The sequence below is a fragment of the Brevundimonas sp. LM2 genome, from assembly GCF_002002865.1.
Taxonomy (GTDB): domain Bacteria; phylum Pseudomonadota; class Alphaproteobacteria; order Caulobacterales; family Caulobacteraceae; genus Brevundimonas.
Genome location: NZ_CP019508.1, coordinates 1,022,501 through 1,038,378 on the forward strand (window position 1 = coordinate 1,022,501; position 15,878 = coordinate 1,038,378).

The 15,878-nt window shown below is 67.2% G+C and carries 9 protein-coding genes, 1 tRNA gene and 2 rRNA genes (1 of these 12 cut by a window edge); 9 read left to right on the forward strand and 3 right to left on the reverse strand.

The features are described from left to right. The 4 genes from BZG35_RS05120 to BZG35_RS05135 all read left to right on the forward strand — a co-directional run. Positions 1-1,672: ribosomal RNA gene (locus tag BZG35_RS05120) — 23S ribosomal RNA — on the forward strand (it extends 1,111 nt beyond the left edge of the window). 70 nt (positions 1,673-1,742) lie between these two features. Beyond that, positions 1,743-1,857, forward strand: a 5S ribosomal RNA gene (gene rrf, locus BZG35_RS05125). 66 nt (positions 1,858-1,923) lie between these two features. After that, positions 1,924-2,000, forward strand: a tRNA-Met gene (locus tag BZG35_RS05130). A gap of 479 nt (positions 2,001-2,479) precedes the next feature. Then, positions 2,480-3,370 carry an ROK family protein gene (locus BZG35_RS05135; protein ID WP_077354676.1) on the forward strand — a complete coding sequence of 297 codons (891 nt, stop codon included), beginning with the start codon at positions 2,480-2,482 and terminating at the stop codon, positions 3,368-3,370. Positions 3,371-3,443: 73 nt separating this feature from the next. Here the strand turns inward: BZG35_RS05135 and BZG35_RS05140 are convergent, their stop codons facing one another. Then, positions 3,444-4,985 (reverse strand): tryptophan halogenase family protein, encoded by a 1,542-nt coding sequence (locus tag BZG35_RS05140; protein WP_077354677.1) that lies wholly within the window; start codon positions 4,983-4,985, stop codon positions 3,444-3,446. Between the two features lie 98 nt (positions 4,986-5,083). Here BZG35_RS05140 and BZG35_RS05145 point away from each other — a divergent pair, with 98 nt between their 5' ends. Both BZG35_RS05145 and BZG35_RS05150 read left to right on the forward strand, forming a co-directional pair. Beyond that, positions 5,084-6,022: a polysaccharide deacetylase family protein gene (locus BZG35_RS05145; protein WP_077354678.1), complete on the forward strand. Its 939-nt coding sequence runs from the start codon at positions 5,084-5,086 to the stop codon at positions 6,020-6,022. A 7-nt stretch (positions 6,023-6,029) separates the two neighbouring features. After that, positions 6,030-6,743, forward strand: coding sequence for a DUF6445 family protein (locus BZG35_RS05150; RefSeq protein WP_253189272.1), 714 nt, complete (start codon positions 6,030-6,032; stop codon positions 6,741-6,743). On the opposite strand, the gene BZG35_RS05155 is transcribed toward BZG35_RS05150, so the two are convergent. Both BZG35_RS05155 and BZG35_RS05160 read right to left on the reverse strand, forming a co-directional pair. After that, positions 6,740-7,774 (reverse strand): cupin-like domain-containing protein, encoded by a 1,035-nt coding sequence (locus BZG35_RS05155; protein ID WP_077354680.1) that lies wholly within the window; start codon positions 7,772-7,774, stop codon positions 6,740-6,742. The two genes, BZG35_RS05150 and BZG35_RS05155, sit on opposite strands and share 4 nt — an antisense overlap. A gap of 85 nt (positions 7,775-7,859) precedes the next feature. Beyond that, the gene (locus BZG35_RS05160) at positions 7,860-11,072 is read right to left on the reverse strand and encodes a TonB-dependent receptor (RefSeq protein ID WP_077354681.1); all 3,213 of its coding nucleotides are present in this window, start codon (positions 11,070-11,072) and stop codon (positions 7,860-7,862) included. 208 nt (positions 11,073-11,280) lie between these two features. On the opposite strand from BZG35_RS05160, the gene BZG35_RS05165 reads away from it, so the two are divergent. From BZG35_RS05165 to BZG35_RS05175, 3 genes are read left to right on the forward strand one after another with little or no spacing between them, the layout of a single operon-like run. Further along, positions 11,281-12,795: a tryptophan halogenase family protein gene (locus tag BZG35_RS05165; protein WP_077354682.1), complete on the forward strand. Its 1,515-nt coding sequence runs from the start codon at positions 11,281-11,283 to the stop codon at positions 12,793-12,795. Next, positions 12,792-14,261, forward strand: a complete 1,470-nt coding sequence (locus BZG35_RS05170; protein WP_077354683.1) for a tryptophan halogenase family protein — start codon at positions 12,792-12,794, stop codon at positions 14,259-14,261. The genes BZG35_RS05165 and BZG35_RS05170 overlap by 4 nt, the downstream gene beginning before the upstream one ends. Positions 14,262-14,264: 3 nt before the next feature. Further along, positions 14,265-15,770 (forward strand): tryptophan halogenase family protein, encoded by a 1,506-nt coding sequence (locus BZG35_RS05175; RefSeq protein WP_077354684.1) that lies wholly within the window; start codon positions 14,265-14,267, stop codon positions 15,768-15,770. The last annotated feature ends 108 nt before the right edge of the window (positions 15,771-15,878 follow it).

The following is a 15,878-nucleotide window of genomic DNA, read 5'->3' on the forward strand; positions in this document are numbered from 1 at the left end:
CCTTTAAAGAAAGCGTAACAGCTCACTGATCAAGCGATCCTGCGCGGAAAATGTAACGGGGCTCAAGCCATGCGCCGAAGATATGGGTTCGCGTAAGCGAGCGGTAGCGGAGCGTTCCGTAAGCCGGTGAAGGTCAGGCGTGAGCCTTGCTGGAGGTATCGGAAGTGAGAATGCTGACATGAGTAACGATAAGGAGTGTGAGAGACACTCCCGCCGAAAGACCAAGGGTTCCTGCGTAAAGCTAATCTGCGCAGGGTTAGTCGGCCCCTAAGGCGAGGCTGAAAAGCGTAGTCGATGGGAAGCAGGTAAATATTCCTGCACCAGCCAGAAGTGACGGATGGCGTAACTTGTCAGGGCTTATTGGATTGTCCTGGCAGGGAAGTTGTCCCTGGAAATAACTCTGGCAGAGACCGTACCCGAAACCGACACAGGTGGTCAGGTAGAGCATACCAAGGCGCTTGAGAGAACTGTGCTGAAGGAACTCGGCAAATTGCACGCGTAACTTCGGAATAAGCGTGACTCTGCTTAGGGCAACCTTTGCAGAGTGGCACAAGCCAGGGGGTAGCGACTGTTTAGCAAAAACACAGGGCTCTGCGAAGCAGCAATGCGACGTATAGGGTCTGACGCCTGCCCGGTGCCTGAAGGTTAAAGGGAGTTGTGAAAGCGACGAACTGAAGCCCAGGTAAACGGCGGCCGTAACTATAACGGTCCTAAGGTAGCGAAATTCCTTGTCGGGTAAGTTCCGACCTGCACGAATGGCGTAACGACTTCCCCACTGTCTCCAGCACAGGCTCAGTGAAATTGAATTCCCCGTGAAGATGCGGGGTTCCCGCGGTCAGACGGAAAGACCCTATGAACCTTTACTATAGCTTCGCCTTGGCGTTAGCGACCGTATGTGTAGGATAGGTGGGAGGCTATGAAACCGGGGCGCCAGCTCTGGTGGAGCCATCCTTGAAATACCACCCTTACTGTCGTTGACGTCTAACCGAGGGCCGTTATCCGGTCCCGGGACATGGCGTGGTGGGTAGTTTGACTGGGGCGGTCGCCTCCTAAAGTGTAACGGAGGCGCGCGATGGTGGGCTCAGACCGGTCGGAAATCGGTCGTCGAGTGCAATGGCATAAGCCCGCCTGACTGCGAGACTGACAAGTCGAGCAGAGACGAAAGTCGGCCATAGTGATCCGGTGGTCCCGCGTGGAAGGGCCATCGCTCAACGGATAAAAGGTACTCTAGGGATAACAGGCTGATTTTGCCCAAGAGTCCATATCGACGGCAAAGTTTGGCACCTCGATGTCGGCTCATCACATCCTGGGGCTGGAGCAGGTCCCAAGGGTTCGGCTGTTCGCCGATTAAAGTGGTACGTGAGCTGGGTTCAGAACGTCGTGAGACAGTTTGGTCCCTATCTGCCGTGGGTGTTCGAAGCTTGAGAGGATCTGTCCCTAGTACGAGAGGACCGGGATGGACATACCTCTGGTGGACCTGTCATGACGCCAGTTGTGCAGCAGGGTAGCTAAGTATGGAATAGATAACCGCTGAAAGCATCTAAGCGGGAAACTAACCTCAAAACAAGGCTTCGCTGAGGATCGTGGAAGACTACCACGTTGATAGGCCAGGTGTGGAAGCGCGGCGACGCGTGAAGCTTACTGGTACTAATAATCCGATCGGCTTGATCGTTTCTCAGCAAAACTCATTCGATCTTTAACAGACAATGTCTTCTCAAATAATCTGCTGTCCGCCTGGTTGACCTGGTGGTTATGTCGGAGGTTCCCCACCCGATCCCATTCCGAACTCGGTCGTTAAGCCCTCCAGAGCCAATGGTACTTCGTCTCAAGGCGCGGGAGAGTAGGTCGCCGCCGGGTCTACCAGTCGGACAACAGATTATCTGAGTTCTCTCGAACATCTTCCTTCACAACACACCCATCTGCCGCGGGATGGAGCAGCCCGGTAGCTCGTCAGGCTCATAACCTGAAGGTCGCAGGTTCAAATCCTGCTCCCGCACCCACATCGCCGACAAAACGCCGCCCCGGTCACCCCCCGGGGCGGCGTTTTGCGTTCGGCGTGACCGCGCCGCCCTCGAGCTGGGGCGTCCGGTCGGCCGATGCTCCGCGCCGTGGCCTGTCCCCCGGCTTGGCCGTCTCGGCAGCGGCGGGGTCGGGAGGGAAGCCGGTCGGACCGCGGCGGGCTCGGCCGACAACCGACCGAATGAACGCCCCCCGGATCGACGCAAACGCGCCGATGTCGATCCAACCCTGGCGTTCGGGCGTCTGATCCTGCTCTATCGCACTGTCCGATTTCTGGACGGATGGCCGCTGATAGACATGGGCGAAGAGCGCGCGTTGGGAAGTCTGGCCGGGGCGGGCCGGGCCTGGCGCAGCCTCAGACCTTTGCCCGGACCGGAGGCCCGGGTCTCGACCCGACCGTGTTCGCTGCGGGGCCCGGTCAGGTCGAACCGTACGTGGCGATCGGACGGCGGAGCCATCCATGAACACGTTCGCCGGCGTCGAACTGGGCGGGACCAAGGTCATGATTGGCTTTGGGTCGGGACCGGACGACCTCGAGCCCCTGGTTCGGATCCCCACCACCACGCCGCAGGAGACGCTGGGTCGCGTGGCCGAGGTGATCGAGGCGCGACGGGCGGCGGGCGGACTCGCTGCCATCGGTGTGGCGACGTTCGGGCCCGTGGCCCTGGACCCCGCCGGCCCCCGTTATGGTCACATCCTCAAGACGCCCAAGCCGGACTGGTCGGGCACCGATCTGATCGGATCCCTCCGGCGCTTCGGCGTGCCCCTCGGCCTCGCGACCGACGTGGGCGGGGCGGCCCTGGCCGAAGGCCGATGGGGCGCGGCGCGGGGTCTGTCTGATCATGTCTATATCACCGTCGGCACCGGGGTCGGCGTGGGGGTGGTGGCGAACGGCGCCCTGGTGCACGGCGTGCTCCATCCCGAGGCCGGCCATCTGCCCATGCGGCGCGATGGGCGGGACACATTTCCAAGCCATTGCCCCTTTCACGGCCCATGTCTGGAGGGGCTCGTCAGCGGCCCGGCCCTCGCGGCGCGCCATGGTCGCAAGGGCGAGACGCTGACGTCGGACGATCCGCTGTGGGACATCATCGCGGGCTATCTGGCGCAGATGGTCGCCGCGCTGAGCTATACCCTCGCGCCCGAAAGGGTCATCCTCGGGGGCGGGGTCGGGACGACGGTCCATCTGCCGGGTCGCGTCCGCGCCGCTCTGCGGGCGGAGCTCGCTGGCTATCTTCCGCACCTCGACGACGACGCGGCGCTGGCGCGATATCTTCAGCCGCCCGGCCTCGGCGATCGATCGGGCGTCCTCGGCGCGATCGCCCTGGCCCGGGACGCCGCGCGGACGCGCTGATCCGGTGGGGACAAGCGCGGCACCAGCCGCCCCATCCCTGCGCGTCGCTGTCCTTGCCCTCCGCTCCCGGCGGTCAGGAGGCCAGCGCGGCCGAGGGCGCGCCGCAGTAGCGGGCGATGAAGGCCTGGTGCTCGGGCATGTCGGCGGCGATGTCGCGGATGACCCGGGCGATCGCGTCCATCCGCCGGTCGGTCAGGGGACCGTCGACGGCGTCCGCCAGGGGTTCGTAAGCCTGCGGCACGATCCCCTGGCCCAGCAGGACTGCGACCCAGCTCGCCTCGCTGAACAGCTCGTCCTCATAACGGAACAGCCGCCCGGTCGCGCGGAACAGGTCGATCTTGCGCGCCAGACTGTCCGGGATCGGCATGTCGCGCACCTGCCGCCAGAAGGGCGTGTCGTCCCGCCGCGTCGCCTTGTAGTGCAGGATGATGAAGTCCCGGACCTGTTCGAACTGCAGCTGCGACAGGCGGTTGTACTCGGCGCTCAGCAGCGGGTCGAAACGGTCGTCCGGGAACATCGTCATCAGCTTCGACACGCCGGACTGGATCAGATGGATCGAGGTCGATTCCAGCGGCTCCAGAAAGCCCGAGGCCAGGCCCAGCGACACGCAGTTCCTGACCCAGGCCGACCTGCGGCGGCCGGTGACGAAACGCAGGGCCCGAGGCTCGGCCAGCGGCGGGCCGTCGAGACCGGCCATCAGCTCGGCGCGGGCGTCGTCGTCGGAGATATGGGCGCTGCAATAGACGTGGCCGTTGCCGGTGCGGTGCTGCAGGGGGATGCGCCAGCGCCAGCCCGCGCTCCCGGCTGTGGCGCGCGTATATGGTGTCAGGGGTTCGACCCGGCCCGTCGGCACGGCGAGCGCGCGGTCGCAGGGCAGCCAGTGGGACCAGTCCTCATAGCCGGCATGCAACGCCTTTTCGATGATCAGGCCCTGGAAGCCGGAACAGTCGACGAACAGGTCGGCCTCCATCCGCCGCCCGTCGGCCAGGGTCACGGCCTCGACGAATCCGTCCGACGCCCTCAGCGCCACGTCCACGATGCGGCCCTCGTGCCGGACCACGCCGCGCGTCTCGGCGTATCGGCGCAGAAAGCCCGCGTAGAGCCCGGCGTCGAAATGATAGGCGTATTTCAGCGTCTGCAGGGCGGAGGGGGCATCCCGCCCCGGCTTGACGAAACGGTCGGCCCGGGCGGCGACGGTGCTGAGGCTGTAGTCCCACAGCGGAGTCGCATCGCCCTGGGCCCGGCGACGCAGCCAGTGCTGGTGAAACTGAACCCCCTCCATGTCGACGCCGAAGCCGCCGAACGGATGCATGTAGCGGTCCCCGGTCCGGTCCCAGTTCACGAACTCGATGCCGAGCTTGAAACTGGCCTGGGTGGCCCGCATGAATTCGGCCTCGTCGATGCCGAGCAGGCCGTTGAAACTGAGGATCGGCGGGATGGTCGCTTCGCCCACCCCGACCGTCCCGATCTCCTCGGACTCGACGACGCTGACGCGGGTGATGCCGTTGCCGATCAGGCGCGACAGGGCCGCGGCGGCCATCCATCCCGCCGTGCCGCCGCCTACGATCAGCACATGCTTCAAGGTGTGCGGAGACGGATCTGAACCAGGTCGCATCGGCCGAGTATAGCCGGACAAAAGTCGGACAAAAGGCCCAAAAGCGCTCGCCATCCGCGCCCCGCACCGTTAGCTTCGATCTCCAGTAGAGGTGCGTCATGGTCGATGTCCGTCACAGGAACCGGCGGAACGGAGCGACCAGACTGGGCCGGGCCCTGGCGCTGGCCGTTCTGATGCTGCCCGGTGCGGCCTCCGCGCAGGACGTGGCGCTCACCTTCGACGACCTGCCGGCCCACAGCGTCCTGCCGCCCGGCGAGACGCGGCTGGGGGTGGTCGCGCGGCTGGTGGCTGCCCTGGCCGACGCCGGGGCGCCGGCCACGGGCTTCGTCAACGCCGCGGGGTTGGAAACCCGCCCCGAAGAGCGCGCGGTGCTCGAGGTCTGGCGGGCGGCCGGTCACCCGCTGGGCAACCACGGCTGGTCGCATGCCAATCTGGACGCCATCGGGGCCGACGTCTTCGCGACCGAGCTGGTCCGCAACGAGCCCGTGCTGCAAAGCCTGGCGGGAGACAGCGATTGGCGCTGGTTCCGCTATCCGTTCCTGGCGGAGGGGCAGACCCCCGACGTCCGGCGGGCGGCGCGGGCGGCGCTGCGCGAACGGGGCTACAAGGTCGCCAGCGTGACCATGGACTTCAGCGACTGGGCTTTCAGCGAACCCTGGGCCCGGTGCCGGTCGAAGGGCGACGCCGTCGGCATGGCGCGGCTGGAGACCCTATTCCTGACGTCTGCGGAAGAGGCTTTGACCGCCTCGCGGACCCAGTCCCGGGCGTTGTACGGCCGCGACATCCCCTATGTCCTGCTGATGCACGTCGGGGCGCTGGACGCCCATATGATGCCCCGCCTGCTGGCCCTGTATCAGGCCCGGGGCGTGCGGCTCGTGACGCTGGAGGCGGCCATGGCCGACCCCTTCTACGATGCCGATCGCACCACGGCCGACGGTCCGGGGCCCCTGTCGCTGGAGACGGCCGCCGCGGCCGCGGGCCTGCCCCGACCGGCGCGGACCGACGTCCAGAGCGAGCTGGCCGGCCTTTGCCGGTAGCGTGCCGGTGATCGCGTCGTCCGCCGCCCTCGCCGGGGCGCGCCTTGAGCACATCGGGACCGAGCGGGAGCCGCTTCTGATCCTGGACGACGTGGTCGCGTCGCCCGAGGGATTGATCCGCGTCGCTGCCGAGGACGCGGCCTTCGACGCCCCGGTCGCCGGCGAGAATTTCTATCCCGGGCGTCTCGCCCCGGCTCCGCTGGATTATGTGGGCGGGCTGGCGCGGGCGCTCGACCCACTGATCCGCGAGGGCTTCGGTCTGGCCCGCGTCAACCTGGGGCGCGCGAGCTGCAATTTCTCCATTGTCACCCTCGACCCCGACCGGCTGAGCCTCGCCCAGCGTCTGCCGCACGTCGACACGGTCGACCCACTGCAATTCGCCATCCTGCACTATCTGTGCGACCCGCGCCTGGGCGGCACGGCCTTCTACCGTCATCGCGCCACGGGCTACGAGACGCTTCAGCCCGACCGGCTGGTCCGCTATCAGGCCACCTTGGACGCGGAGCTGGCCGCCGCGGCCCCGGCCCTTACCTACATGGGCGCGGATACGCCCCAGTTCGCGCGCACCCGGCTGGTCGAGCCCGCCTTCAACCGGGTCATCGTCTACCGCAGCCGCACGCTGCACTCCGGTCATATCCCGGACCCGACGGCCCTGTCCCCGGACCCTCGGGTCGGGCGGCTGACCGCCAACATTTTCCTGACCTACCGGAGCACGGTCTAGCCCCGTCGCAACCCGGCCATCAGGAAGTCGCGGATGCGCTTGGCCAGGGTCGGGGTCATCGGACCCAGGACGCCGCGGCTGGCGGGCGGCAGATGGGCGGAGGGATCGCCGTGGGCCTCGAACACATAGTGGTCGAACAGGTGTCGCCAGGCCGCCCTCTGCGCCGGCGGCAGGGCGCGGACCGTCATCACGGCGTGGATCAGGGCCTCGAACGGAGAAGGCGGCGCGCCCGAGGCCGTCCACCAGTAGTTGACCAGCAGATTCACGGGCGACAGCGCCTCCACCTGATGCCACCAGAGCGGCGGAATATAGAGGGCGTCGCCGGGCTCCAGCTCCGCGCTCAGGGCATGGGCCATGGCCTCGGCGAAGCGCGGGAACCGCTCGAGATCCGGATCGTGCAGCGACACCATGCTGACCGGCTGGCCGGCGAGGGTGAAGTCCAGCGGTCCGACGTAGAGATTGTTGAGCTGGTTGGGCGGGAACAGGGTGAAGCGCCGGCGACCGGCCCCGACGCAGGCGACGTTGTCCGACAGGTCGTAGTGGGTGGAGACGGTGGTGGCATTGCCGATCCACAGCCGGGGCAGGACGCGCGGATCGACGATCGGCAGCGCATGGCTGGCCTCGAAGCCCGGCAGACAGTCGGTGGCCGAGGCGGCGCCGACATACAGCGCCCCCGCCTGGGCGTCGCCGGCCCCCGCCAGCAACCGGTCCAGGGTTGCCGCCAGGGGCATGGCACGTCGCTCGAAATTCAGGCCGTTGACCGTCTCGTTGTAGAAGAACCGGCCGCGGATCTCGGGCCGGCCGACGAAGGTTTCCAAAGGCCGATCGGTCGCATGGGCCTTCAGCAGGCCGACCAGGGCCGCATCGCCAGCCCGCGCGGCCTGGACCACGGGCCAGTTCGCCACCTGGCCCTTCAGCACGACCGGGGCGTAGGCCGGGACGATCTCGCGCTCGAACGTGGCCCGGTCGACCGGACCCCGGATCGGAATGGCGGCGGGATCGGGCAGGGCAGGCGACGCGGAACGCAACATGGGTAAGTCACTGAACTGGTAAGCCACAAAGAAAAAGCCCCGACGGTCGAACCGCCGGGGCCAGAGTAGGCTTCGGGAAAAGGATCTAGAAGGTGCCGCGCACGATGAAGGTGAAGCGGCGGTCGTTCATGAACCACGACCGACCGGTGGTCAGAAGGTCGTTGTTCAACACCTGGGAGGTCCGGGTGATCTCGTTCGTCAGATTGACCGCCTGGATACCGATCTTGATCTGGTCGTTGACGGAGTAGAAGGCGGACCCGTCAAGCTGGCCGGTGGCTTCGTTCATGATCGGGGCGAACGGAACGATGACGTCCCGCGGCGTGATCAGGAACTCAGAGCGCCAGGCATAGGCCAGACGCAGGGCGACCGGTCCGCGCTCGTAGAAGCCGGCGACGTTGGCCGTGTGCTCCGACAGGTTCTGCAGCGGCAACAGGCTGGTGTCGATATTGGCGACACGTCCTGCGGCCACGTCCGGGTCGGTGTTGGACAGGGTGCTTTGCGGCACGCCCTCGGAGTCGATGTAGGTGTAGTTGGCGTTGAATCCGAACCCGGCCAGGTAGGACGGCAGCAGGTCGTCGAGCGTATGCTGCCAGGCGACCTCGAAGCCCTGGACCGTGGCGTCCTCTTCCGAGTTGACCGGGGTGGTCACCACGGCGTCGAAGGTGGCGCCGTTGTTGGTGAACGCCCGCCGTTCGGTCCCGTTGGTGATCACGTCGCTGAGGGTCTTGTAGAACAGCGAGAAGGTGAAGGACCCCGGGTTGCCGTAGTACCATTCGAACGAGGCGTCGAAGCTGTCGGCCTGGATCGGCTTCAGGAACGGGTTGCCGACGGCGAAGCGGCCCGTCGGTCTGCCGTCCACGATGTCGATTTCGTTGCCGGACAGGTTGACGTTGAAATAGTTGCGGGTCAGCCCGATGTCCGGCGGCGTGATCGCCTTGGAATAGCCGAAGCGGAAGACCTTGCCGCCGTCCAGCTCGGCCCGCAGGTTGAAGCTCGGCAGCAGGTAGTCGTAGGTGACCTCCGCCGTGTCTTCGGTGATCGCGCCGTTGGCGAAGGCCCGCGCTGCTGCCCGGTCCGCTGGCGAGACCAGGCGGCAGAAGGCGCTCGGCGTTTCGCCGGCCGGGACGGCGGCGCACTCTGCCTCGGTGGCGAAGGCCACGCGCGGGAAGGCGATATAGCCGCCGGCCTGACGGTCGGTCGTCGTATAGCGCAGACCGACGTTGCCGCTGAGCCGGACGCCGTTCGACAGCTCCCCATTGTAGCGCAGCATGGCGTAGACGGCGTCGCTTTGCTCGTCGACCGGGTTGATCTCGTTCAGACGGTACTGGGTTCCCGGAACCACGTCGCAACGCAGCGCCAGCGGCACCCAGTTCTGCGGACAACCATCCGCGCCGAGGCGTGCGCGCCATTCGTCACCGACCAGCAGGCCGAAGTCGGAGTAGGCCTGATAATTCTCGACGATGTTCTGGTTGTAGAACAGTCGCGGCTGGTCGCCAGTCGGCGGCGCGACCTTGCCCCCGAAGAAGTTGTCGAAGGCGAAGGGCGAGAACATGGAGCCCACCACCGTGCCGGCCGTCCCGGGCAGACCCGGTCCCGGCTCGGGCACGCCGTCGGCGGAATCGCTGAGCCAGACCGGCCCGCCGCCGCCCCACTGCTCGCTGATGACGCCCCAGTTGTAGGCCGAGAAGCGCGTCGTCTGCTCCCGTTCCGCCCGGCGATAGCCGAAGCGGACGGAGTCCAGCCAGCTGTCCTCGTCGAAGGTGTATTCCCCGTCCAGCCGCACCGCCGTCAGCTCGCCCTCGCTGTCCTCGGCGTGGTCCATGTTGTTGCGGACGAAGCTGTTGAACGGGTTGCTGAAGTTGTCGTTCGGCGCATTGAAGTAGCGCGGGCAGTCGCCGTCCGGGGTCGGCGGCGTGGCCGGGCACTGGGTGACCGTGCCGTTTTCCGACGGAGGCAGGAAGGTGACGATCGGCACCTCGTCGCCGCGCAGCTGGATCGAGGCATTCTGGTAGGTGGAGGCCCACAGGGTGGCGTCCAGGTTCTCGACCGTGGATTCGACGCGCTGGATGTCGAAGTTGAACTTCAGCCGGTCGGTCGGCGTCCATTTGAAGTTGAAGCCATAGTCGGTGGTGATGTTCTCGGAATAGACGTCGCGGCGCTGGTTGTTGCTCTGAAGGCCGAAGGCCGGGTTGCGGTTGTCTCGTCCTTCCTGCTGGTCGTCGCGCCAGCCGGTCGGGCCGGTGATGGTCCCGTTGGTGAACACGCCGTCGTCGCCGAAGTCGAAGGTGGTGCCCAGCACCGGCCGCGAGTCACCCGCCGAGGTCACGTTGTCGGTGGCGATCTCGACCGCGTGCTCGGTCCAGGCCTGGGTCGCTTCGGAGCGGAGGAACTGGGCCGTGGCGATCATCGTGCGGTCGGGGCTGCGCCATTGGCCGGCGGCGGCATAACCCGTCCGGTTGCGATCGAACTCCTGCGAGCGGAACGAAGACCCGCGCGGGAAATAGACGGGCGTCGGGCCCAGATCGCTGCGCAGCGAGAAGTTCGAAATCTGCTGGCCGTCGCCGCGCGACTTCAGTTGGGAATCGACGAAGTTGGCCAGCAGGCCGAAGTCGCCGAGTTCGGTCTCCCAGCGCTTGCTGGCGAGCACCGAATAGGTCGGGGTCCATTCCTCGACGAAGTCGCCGTAGCTCATCTCCGCCGAGGCCGAGAGGAGGTCACCGGACTGGTCGAAAGGCACCCGGGTGCGCAGGTTGACCGTGCCGGCGATGCCGCCCTCGATCAGGTCGGCCGACTGGTTCTTGAACACGTCGACCCCGGCCAGCAGTTCGGACGGCACGTCGGCGAAGCCCAGGGCCCGGCCGTTGTTGGCGGTGAAGGCGTCCCGCCCGTTGAACTCCGAACGGACGAAGGTCAGGCCGCGCACGACCACGCCCGAGCCCTCGACCGAGAAGTGGTCGGGGTCCACCCCGGCGGCGAAACGGTCGATCGAAACGCCGGGGACCCGCTGCAGGGCTTCGGTCACCGAGCGGTCGGGCAGGGCCCCGATGTCCTGGGCGCTGATGGAATCGACAAACACCTCGGCATTGCGCTTGATGGTCTGGGCGCTCTGCAGGCTGCCCCGGATGCCGGTGACCACGACCTCCTCGACCTCGGTCGCGTCGTCCTGCGGGGCCGGCGCGGTCTGGGCCAGGGCGGGCGACGCCGCGAGCGCTGTGACGACGGCGAGCGCCGACACGCCGTAGCGGATTGGGTTTCGGCGCGAAGCCCCGGACGCAACTGTAGCGGTGGAATGGCGCATGTTTTCTCCCCAGCGTTATTTTGTAGCGTCTTGGTAACGCTAACATTGCCCAAGACATAACCCAACCGATTGCGACCTTCAAGTGTCTGAGTAATGGCGGTGGTGCGACGGTAAGCCCCTGTATTTGCTGCACCGCAATATGCGCATTGCGCTTGCCAACTCGGGTGCCGCCATGATCTTGCTGCCCCGCTCGGGAGCGTCATTGTCTATGTCCGGAACCGTAATCAGGCGGATTGTTATTGTTGGTGGAGGCACGGCGGGCTGGATGGCGGCCGCCGCCCTGGCGGCGTTGGTCAAGCGTCCGGACCTCAGCATCCGGCTGGTCGAGTCCGAGGAGATCGGGACCGTCGGCGTGGGCGAGGCGACCATCCCCCACATTCGCAGCTTCAATCAGCGCCTGGGTCTGGACGAGGACGTCTTCATGGCGCGCACCCAGGCGACCTTCAAACTGGGGATCGAGTTCCGCGACTGGGGGCGTCTGGGGGATTCCTACATCCACCCGTTCGGAGCCTATGGCCGGTCGATCGACCGGGTCGGCTTCCATCACCACTGGCTGAGGCTCAGGCGGTCCGGAGCGGCGGCGGACATTCACGACTATTCGCTGCCGGTCGTGGCCGCGCGGATGGGGCGTTTCACCCGGCCGGAGACCGATCCGCGATCGCTGCTGTCGACCTTTTCCTACGCCTTTCAGTTCGATGCGGGACTTTATGCCGCATACCTGCGCGAATACGCCGAGGCGCGCGGCGTGGTCCGCACGGAAGGCCGGGTGACCGAGGTCGAGCAGCACCCCGACAGCGGCCACATCCGCGCCGTCACCCTGGACCGGGGCGACCGCATCGAGGGCGACCTGTTCATCGACTGTTCGGGCTTCCGCGGCCTGCTGATCGAGGGCGCGCTCAAGGCCGGCTACGAGGACTGGACCCAGTGGCTGCCCTGCGACCGCGCCGTCGCCGTGCCCTGTGACACCGTCGAAGCCTCCATTCCCTATACGCGAGCGACAGCGCTGGAGGCCGGCTGGTCGTGGCGCATCCCGCTGCAGCACCGCGTCGGCAACGGCTACGTCTACTCCAGCGCCTTCCTCTCGGACGATCAGGCGGTCGAGCGACTGATGGGCCGGCTGGAGGGACCGGCGCGGGCCGAGCCCCGGATGCTGCGCTTCACCACCGGCCGGCGGCGGCGGCAATGGCTGGGCAACTGCGTCGCCATCGGCCTGTCCAGCGGCTTTCTCGAACCGCTGGAGTCCACCAGCATCCACCTGATCCAGGCGGCCATCACCAATCTGGTCGAGCTGTTTCCCGACACCGGCTTCGATCCGGCGGACGCCGATGAGTTCAACCGCGTGATGGATCTGGAGTACGACCGCATCCGCGACTTCCTGGTGCTGCACTACAACGCCACCCAGCGCGACGACACGCCGTTCTGGGACCACTGTCGCACCATGGCCGTGCCCGACAGCCTGGCGGAAAAGATGGCCCTGTTCCGGGAGCGCGGCGTGGTGGCCCGCTATCGCGACGGCCTGTTCCTGGAGCCCAGCTGGCTGGCGGTCTATTTCGGCCAGCGGATGGAGCCGGACGCCTGGGACCCGCTCAGCGACCGAGCCCCGGACGCGGCCCTGGCCGACACCCTGGAGACCCTGCGCACCTCGATCCAGCGCGCGGCCGCGGCCATGCCCTCGCATGAAGCCTTCGTCCGGGCCTGCTGCGCCGCGGGTGGACACGCATGAGGCCACCGGCGTCGCTCCTGATCGTCGGCGGCGGTTCGGCCGGCTGGATGACGGCCGCGGCCGTGTCGCGCGCCTTTGGGCCGCGCCTGTCGGTACGGCTGATCGAGGATCCACAGGCGATTGGCGACAGCGGCACCCTGGCCCCGTTCGACGCGACCCTGCCGTCGCTGAGCGGTTTCAACGCCTCGCTGGGTTTGGACGAGACGGCCCTGATCGCGGGCACCGGCGCGACCTTCCGGCTCGGCACCGTCTTCCGCGACTGGAGCCGCCGCGACCGCGACTATATCCATCCCCTCAGCGAGATCGGCGGGACCCTCGAGGGCGTGCCGTTCCATCACTACTGGCTGCGGTTGAAGGCGGCCGGCAAGGCGCCCCCGCTCGAGGATTTCGCCCTGGCCGCCGTGGCCGCGCGCGCCGGGCGATTCAGCCGGCCCTCGGACGATCCCCGATCCGTCACCTCGACCATGGCCTATGGCCTGCACCTGCCGGTCGCCCCCTATGTCGCGGCGCTGAGGGCGGTGGCTCTGCGCCAGGGCGTCGAGGTGGTCGCCGGGGCCTTCGCCGAGGTCGAACGCGGTGCCGAACCCGACACCCTCGCGGCCGTGACCACCCGCGACGGTCGCCGGTTCGAGGCCGATCTGTTCATCGACGCGACCGGGCCCGCCGCAGACCTCATCGGCCGGCTGGGGGCGACCCATGTGGACTGGTCCCGCTGGCTGCCGTGCGACCGGATCGTCGCCTCGACGGTCCCCGGGCCCCTCGGCCCGCCCCTGACCGAGGCGCGGGCGGTCCGCAACGGCTGGCTGTGGCGCGTGCCGCTCGCAACGGGGATGGGATCCGCGCGGATCTCGGCCAGCGCCTTCGCCGGCGGAACGACGGAGGGCACGGGCTTCACCAACGGCCGGCGCTCGCAGACCTGGATCGGCAACTGCGTCGCCATCGGCCTGTCGGCCGCGACGCTGGAACCGTTGGAAGCGTCGGGCCTGCATCGGGTGCAGAGCGGGGTCAGCCGGCTGCTGGGCCTGTTCCCGACCGGCGGGCCGATGACCGCCGGGGCCGCCGAGTACAACCGGTTGATGGCGGCGGAGGCGGACCGGCTGCGCGACATGCTGATCCTGCACTATCACGCAAACGCCCGCACCGGAGAGCCGCTGTGGGATGCCGTGAGCCAGACCCCGCCGCCCGAGGAGTTGGCTCACAAGATCCGCATGTTTTCCAGCCGCGGCCGCATCAGTCTGTATGACGAAGAGACGTTCGAGGATGCCGCCTGGGTCTCGGTCTTCCTGGGCCAGAACGTGATCCCGCGCCGCTATCACCCCCTGGCCGACCACCGCCCGCTGGACGAGGTGCGCGGCCAGCTGGAGCGCATGCGCGCGGTCATCGCCCGGGCCGCCGAGGCCATGCCGACCCACGCCGCGGCCCTGTCCGGGTCGCCCATCGCCCCCGCACTGTCCAGGGTTTCCTGAGCCATGACGACCGACACCCGCATCCGCAAGATCGCCATCGTCGGCGGCGGCACCGCCGGCTGGATGACGGCCGCCGCCCTGGCGAAGATCCTTGGGCCCGGCTATGCCGACATCACGCTGATTGAGTCTGAAGAGATCGGCACCGTGGGGGTGGGGGAGGCGACCATCCCCCAGATCCGAACCTTCAACACCATGCTGGGTCTGGATGAGGACGAGTTCGTCCGGCGCACCCAGGGCACCTTCAAACTGGGCATCGAATTCCGCGACTGGGGCCGGATCGGCGACAGCTATTTCCATCCGTTCGGGCCCTTCGGCGTCGACATGGAGGGGGTGTCCTTCCACGCCTTCTGGCTGCGGCTGAACCAGCTGAACGATCCCGCCCGGATCACCGACTATTCGCTGCAGGCCATGGCCGCCGAGCGCGGCAAGTTCATGCGGCCGATCGCTGCCGGCCGCTCGCCGCTATCGAAGATCGCCTATGCCTTCCACTTCGATGCGGGCCTGTACGCCAAATACCTGCGCGAATATTCGGAGGCGAAGGGCGTGGTCCGGATGGAAGGCCGCATCGTCGATGTGGCCCTGCGCGGCACCGACGGCTTCGTCGAGGCCGTGACCCTGGACGACGGCCGCCGGGTCGAGGCGGACCTGTTCGTCGACTGCTCGGGCTTCCGGGGCCTGCTGATCGAGGGGGCGCTGAAGACCGGCTACGAGGACTGGTCCCACTGGCTGCCCTGCGACCGGGCCGTGGCCGTGCCGTGCGAGCGGGTGGCCGATCCCGTGCCCTATACCCGCTCCACCGCCCGCGCCGGCGGCTGGCAGTGGCGAATTCCGCTGCAGCACCGGACCGGCAACGGCTACGTCTTCTCCAGCCGCTTCATCGACGAGGCGGCGGCGACCGAGGACCTGCTGGGCCAGCTGGACGGCAAGCCCCTCGCGGACCCCCGCACCCTGCGCTTCGTGACCGGTCGCCGCAAACAGTCGTGGAACCGCAACGTCGTCGCCCTGGGCCTCGCCTCCGGCTTCATCGAGCCGCTGGAATCAACCAGCATCCACATGGTCCAGAGCGGCATCGCCAATCTGCTGGCCATGTTCCCGACGACGGAATTCGATCCGGCCGAGACCCGACGCTACAACCGGGTGGTCTCCCACGAGGCCGAGCGGATCCGCGACTTCATCGTGCTGCACTACAACGCGACCCAGAGGACGGACTCGGCCCTGTGGGACTATGTCCGCACCATGCCCCTGCCCGACAGTCTGATGGAGAAATACGAAATCTTCCGCAGCCGGGGCCGGGTCTTTCGCGAGAACGAGGAACTGTTCAACGACACCAGCTGGTTCGCCGTCATGATCGGCCAGAACCTGAAGCCCGCCGCCTACGATCCCGTCGCCGACGTGCTTTCTGTCGAAGAGACACGCCGTCGCCTGCTGCAGACCGCCGAGGCGATCCGGAACTCGGCCGATTACATGCCCTCCCATATGGCGTTCGTCGCGGAACACTGCGCCGCCTGATCAGCGATCGAACGGTCGCGTCGCCACCCCGACTGTCCGCTTGCGTCGCGCTTCAAATGTCTGACAATATCGATGACGCTCGGGGAGGCCCGCCGATCTCGGGGGGGC

Coding starts and splice junctions, on each gene's coding strand:
- BZG35_RS05135 (WP_077354676.1), top strand. CDS start 2,480: ATGAACACGTTCGCCGGCGTCGAACTGGGCGGGACCAAGGTCATGATT.
- BZG35_RS05140 (WP_077354677.1), bottom strand. CDS start 4,985: ATGCGACCTGGTTCAGATCCGTCTCCGCACACCTTGAAGCATGTGCTG.
- BZG35_RS05145 (WP_077354678.1), top strand. CDS start 5,084: ATGGTCGATGTCCGTCACAGGAACCGGCGGAACGGAGCGACCAGACTG.
- BZG35_RS05155 (WP_077354680.1), bottom strand. CDS start 7,774: ATGTTGCGTTCCGCGTCGCCTGCCCTGCCCGATCCCGCCGCCATTCCG.
- BZG35_RS05160 (WP_077354681.1), bottom strand. CDS start 11,072: ATGCGCCATTCCACCGCTACAGTTGCGTCCGGGGCTTCGCGCCGAAAC.
- BZG35_RS05165 (WP_077354682.1), top strand. CDS start 11,281: ATGTCCGGAACCGTAATCAGGCGGATTGTTATTGTTGGTGGAGGCACG.
- BZG35_RS05170 (WP_077354683.1), top strand. CDS start 12,792: ATGAGGCCACCGGCGTCGCTCCTGATCGTCGGCGGCGGTTCGGCCGGC.
- BZG35_RS05175 (WP_077354684.1), top strand. CDS start 14,265: ATGACGACCGACACCCGCATCCGCAAGATCGCCATCGTCGGCGGCGGC.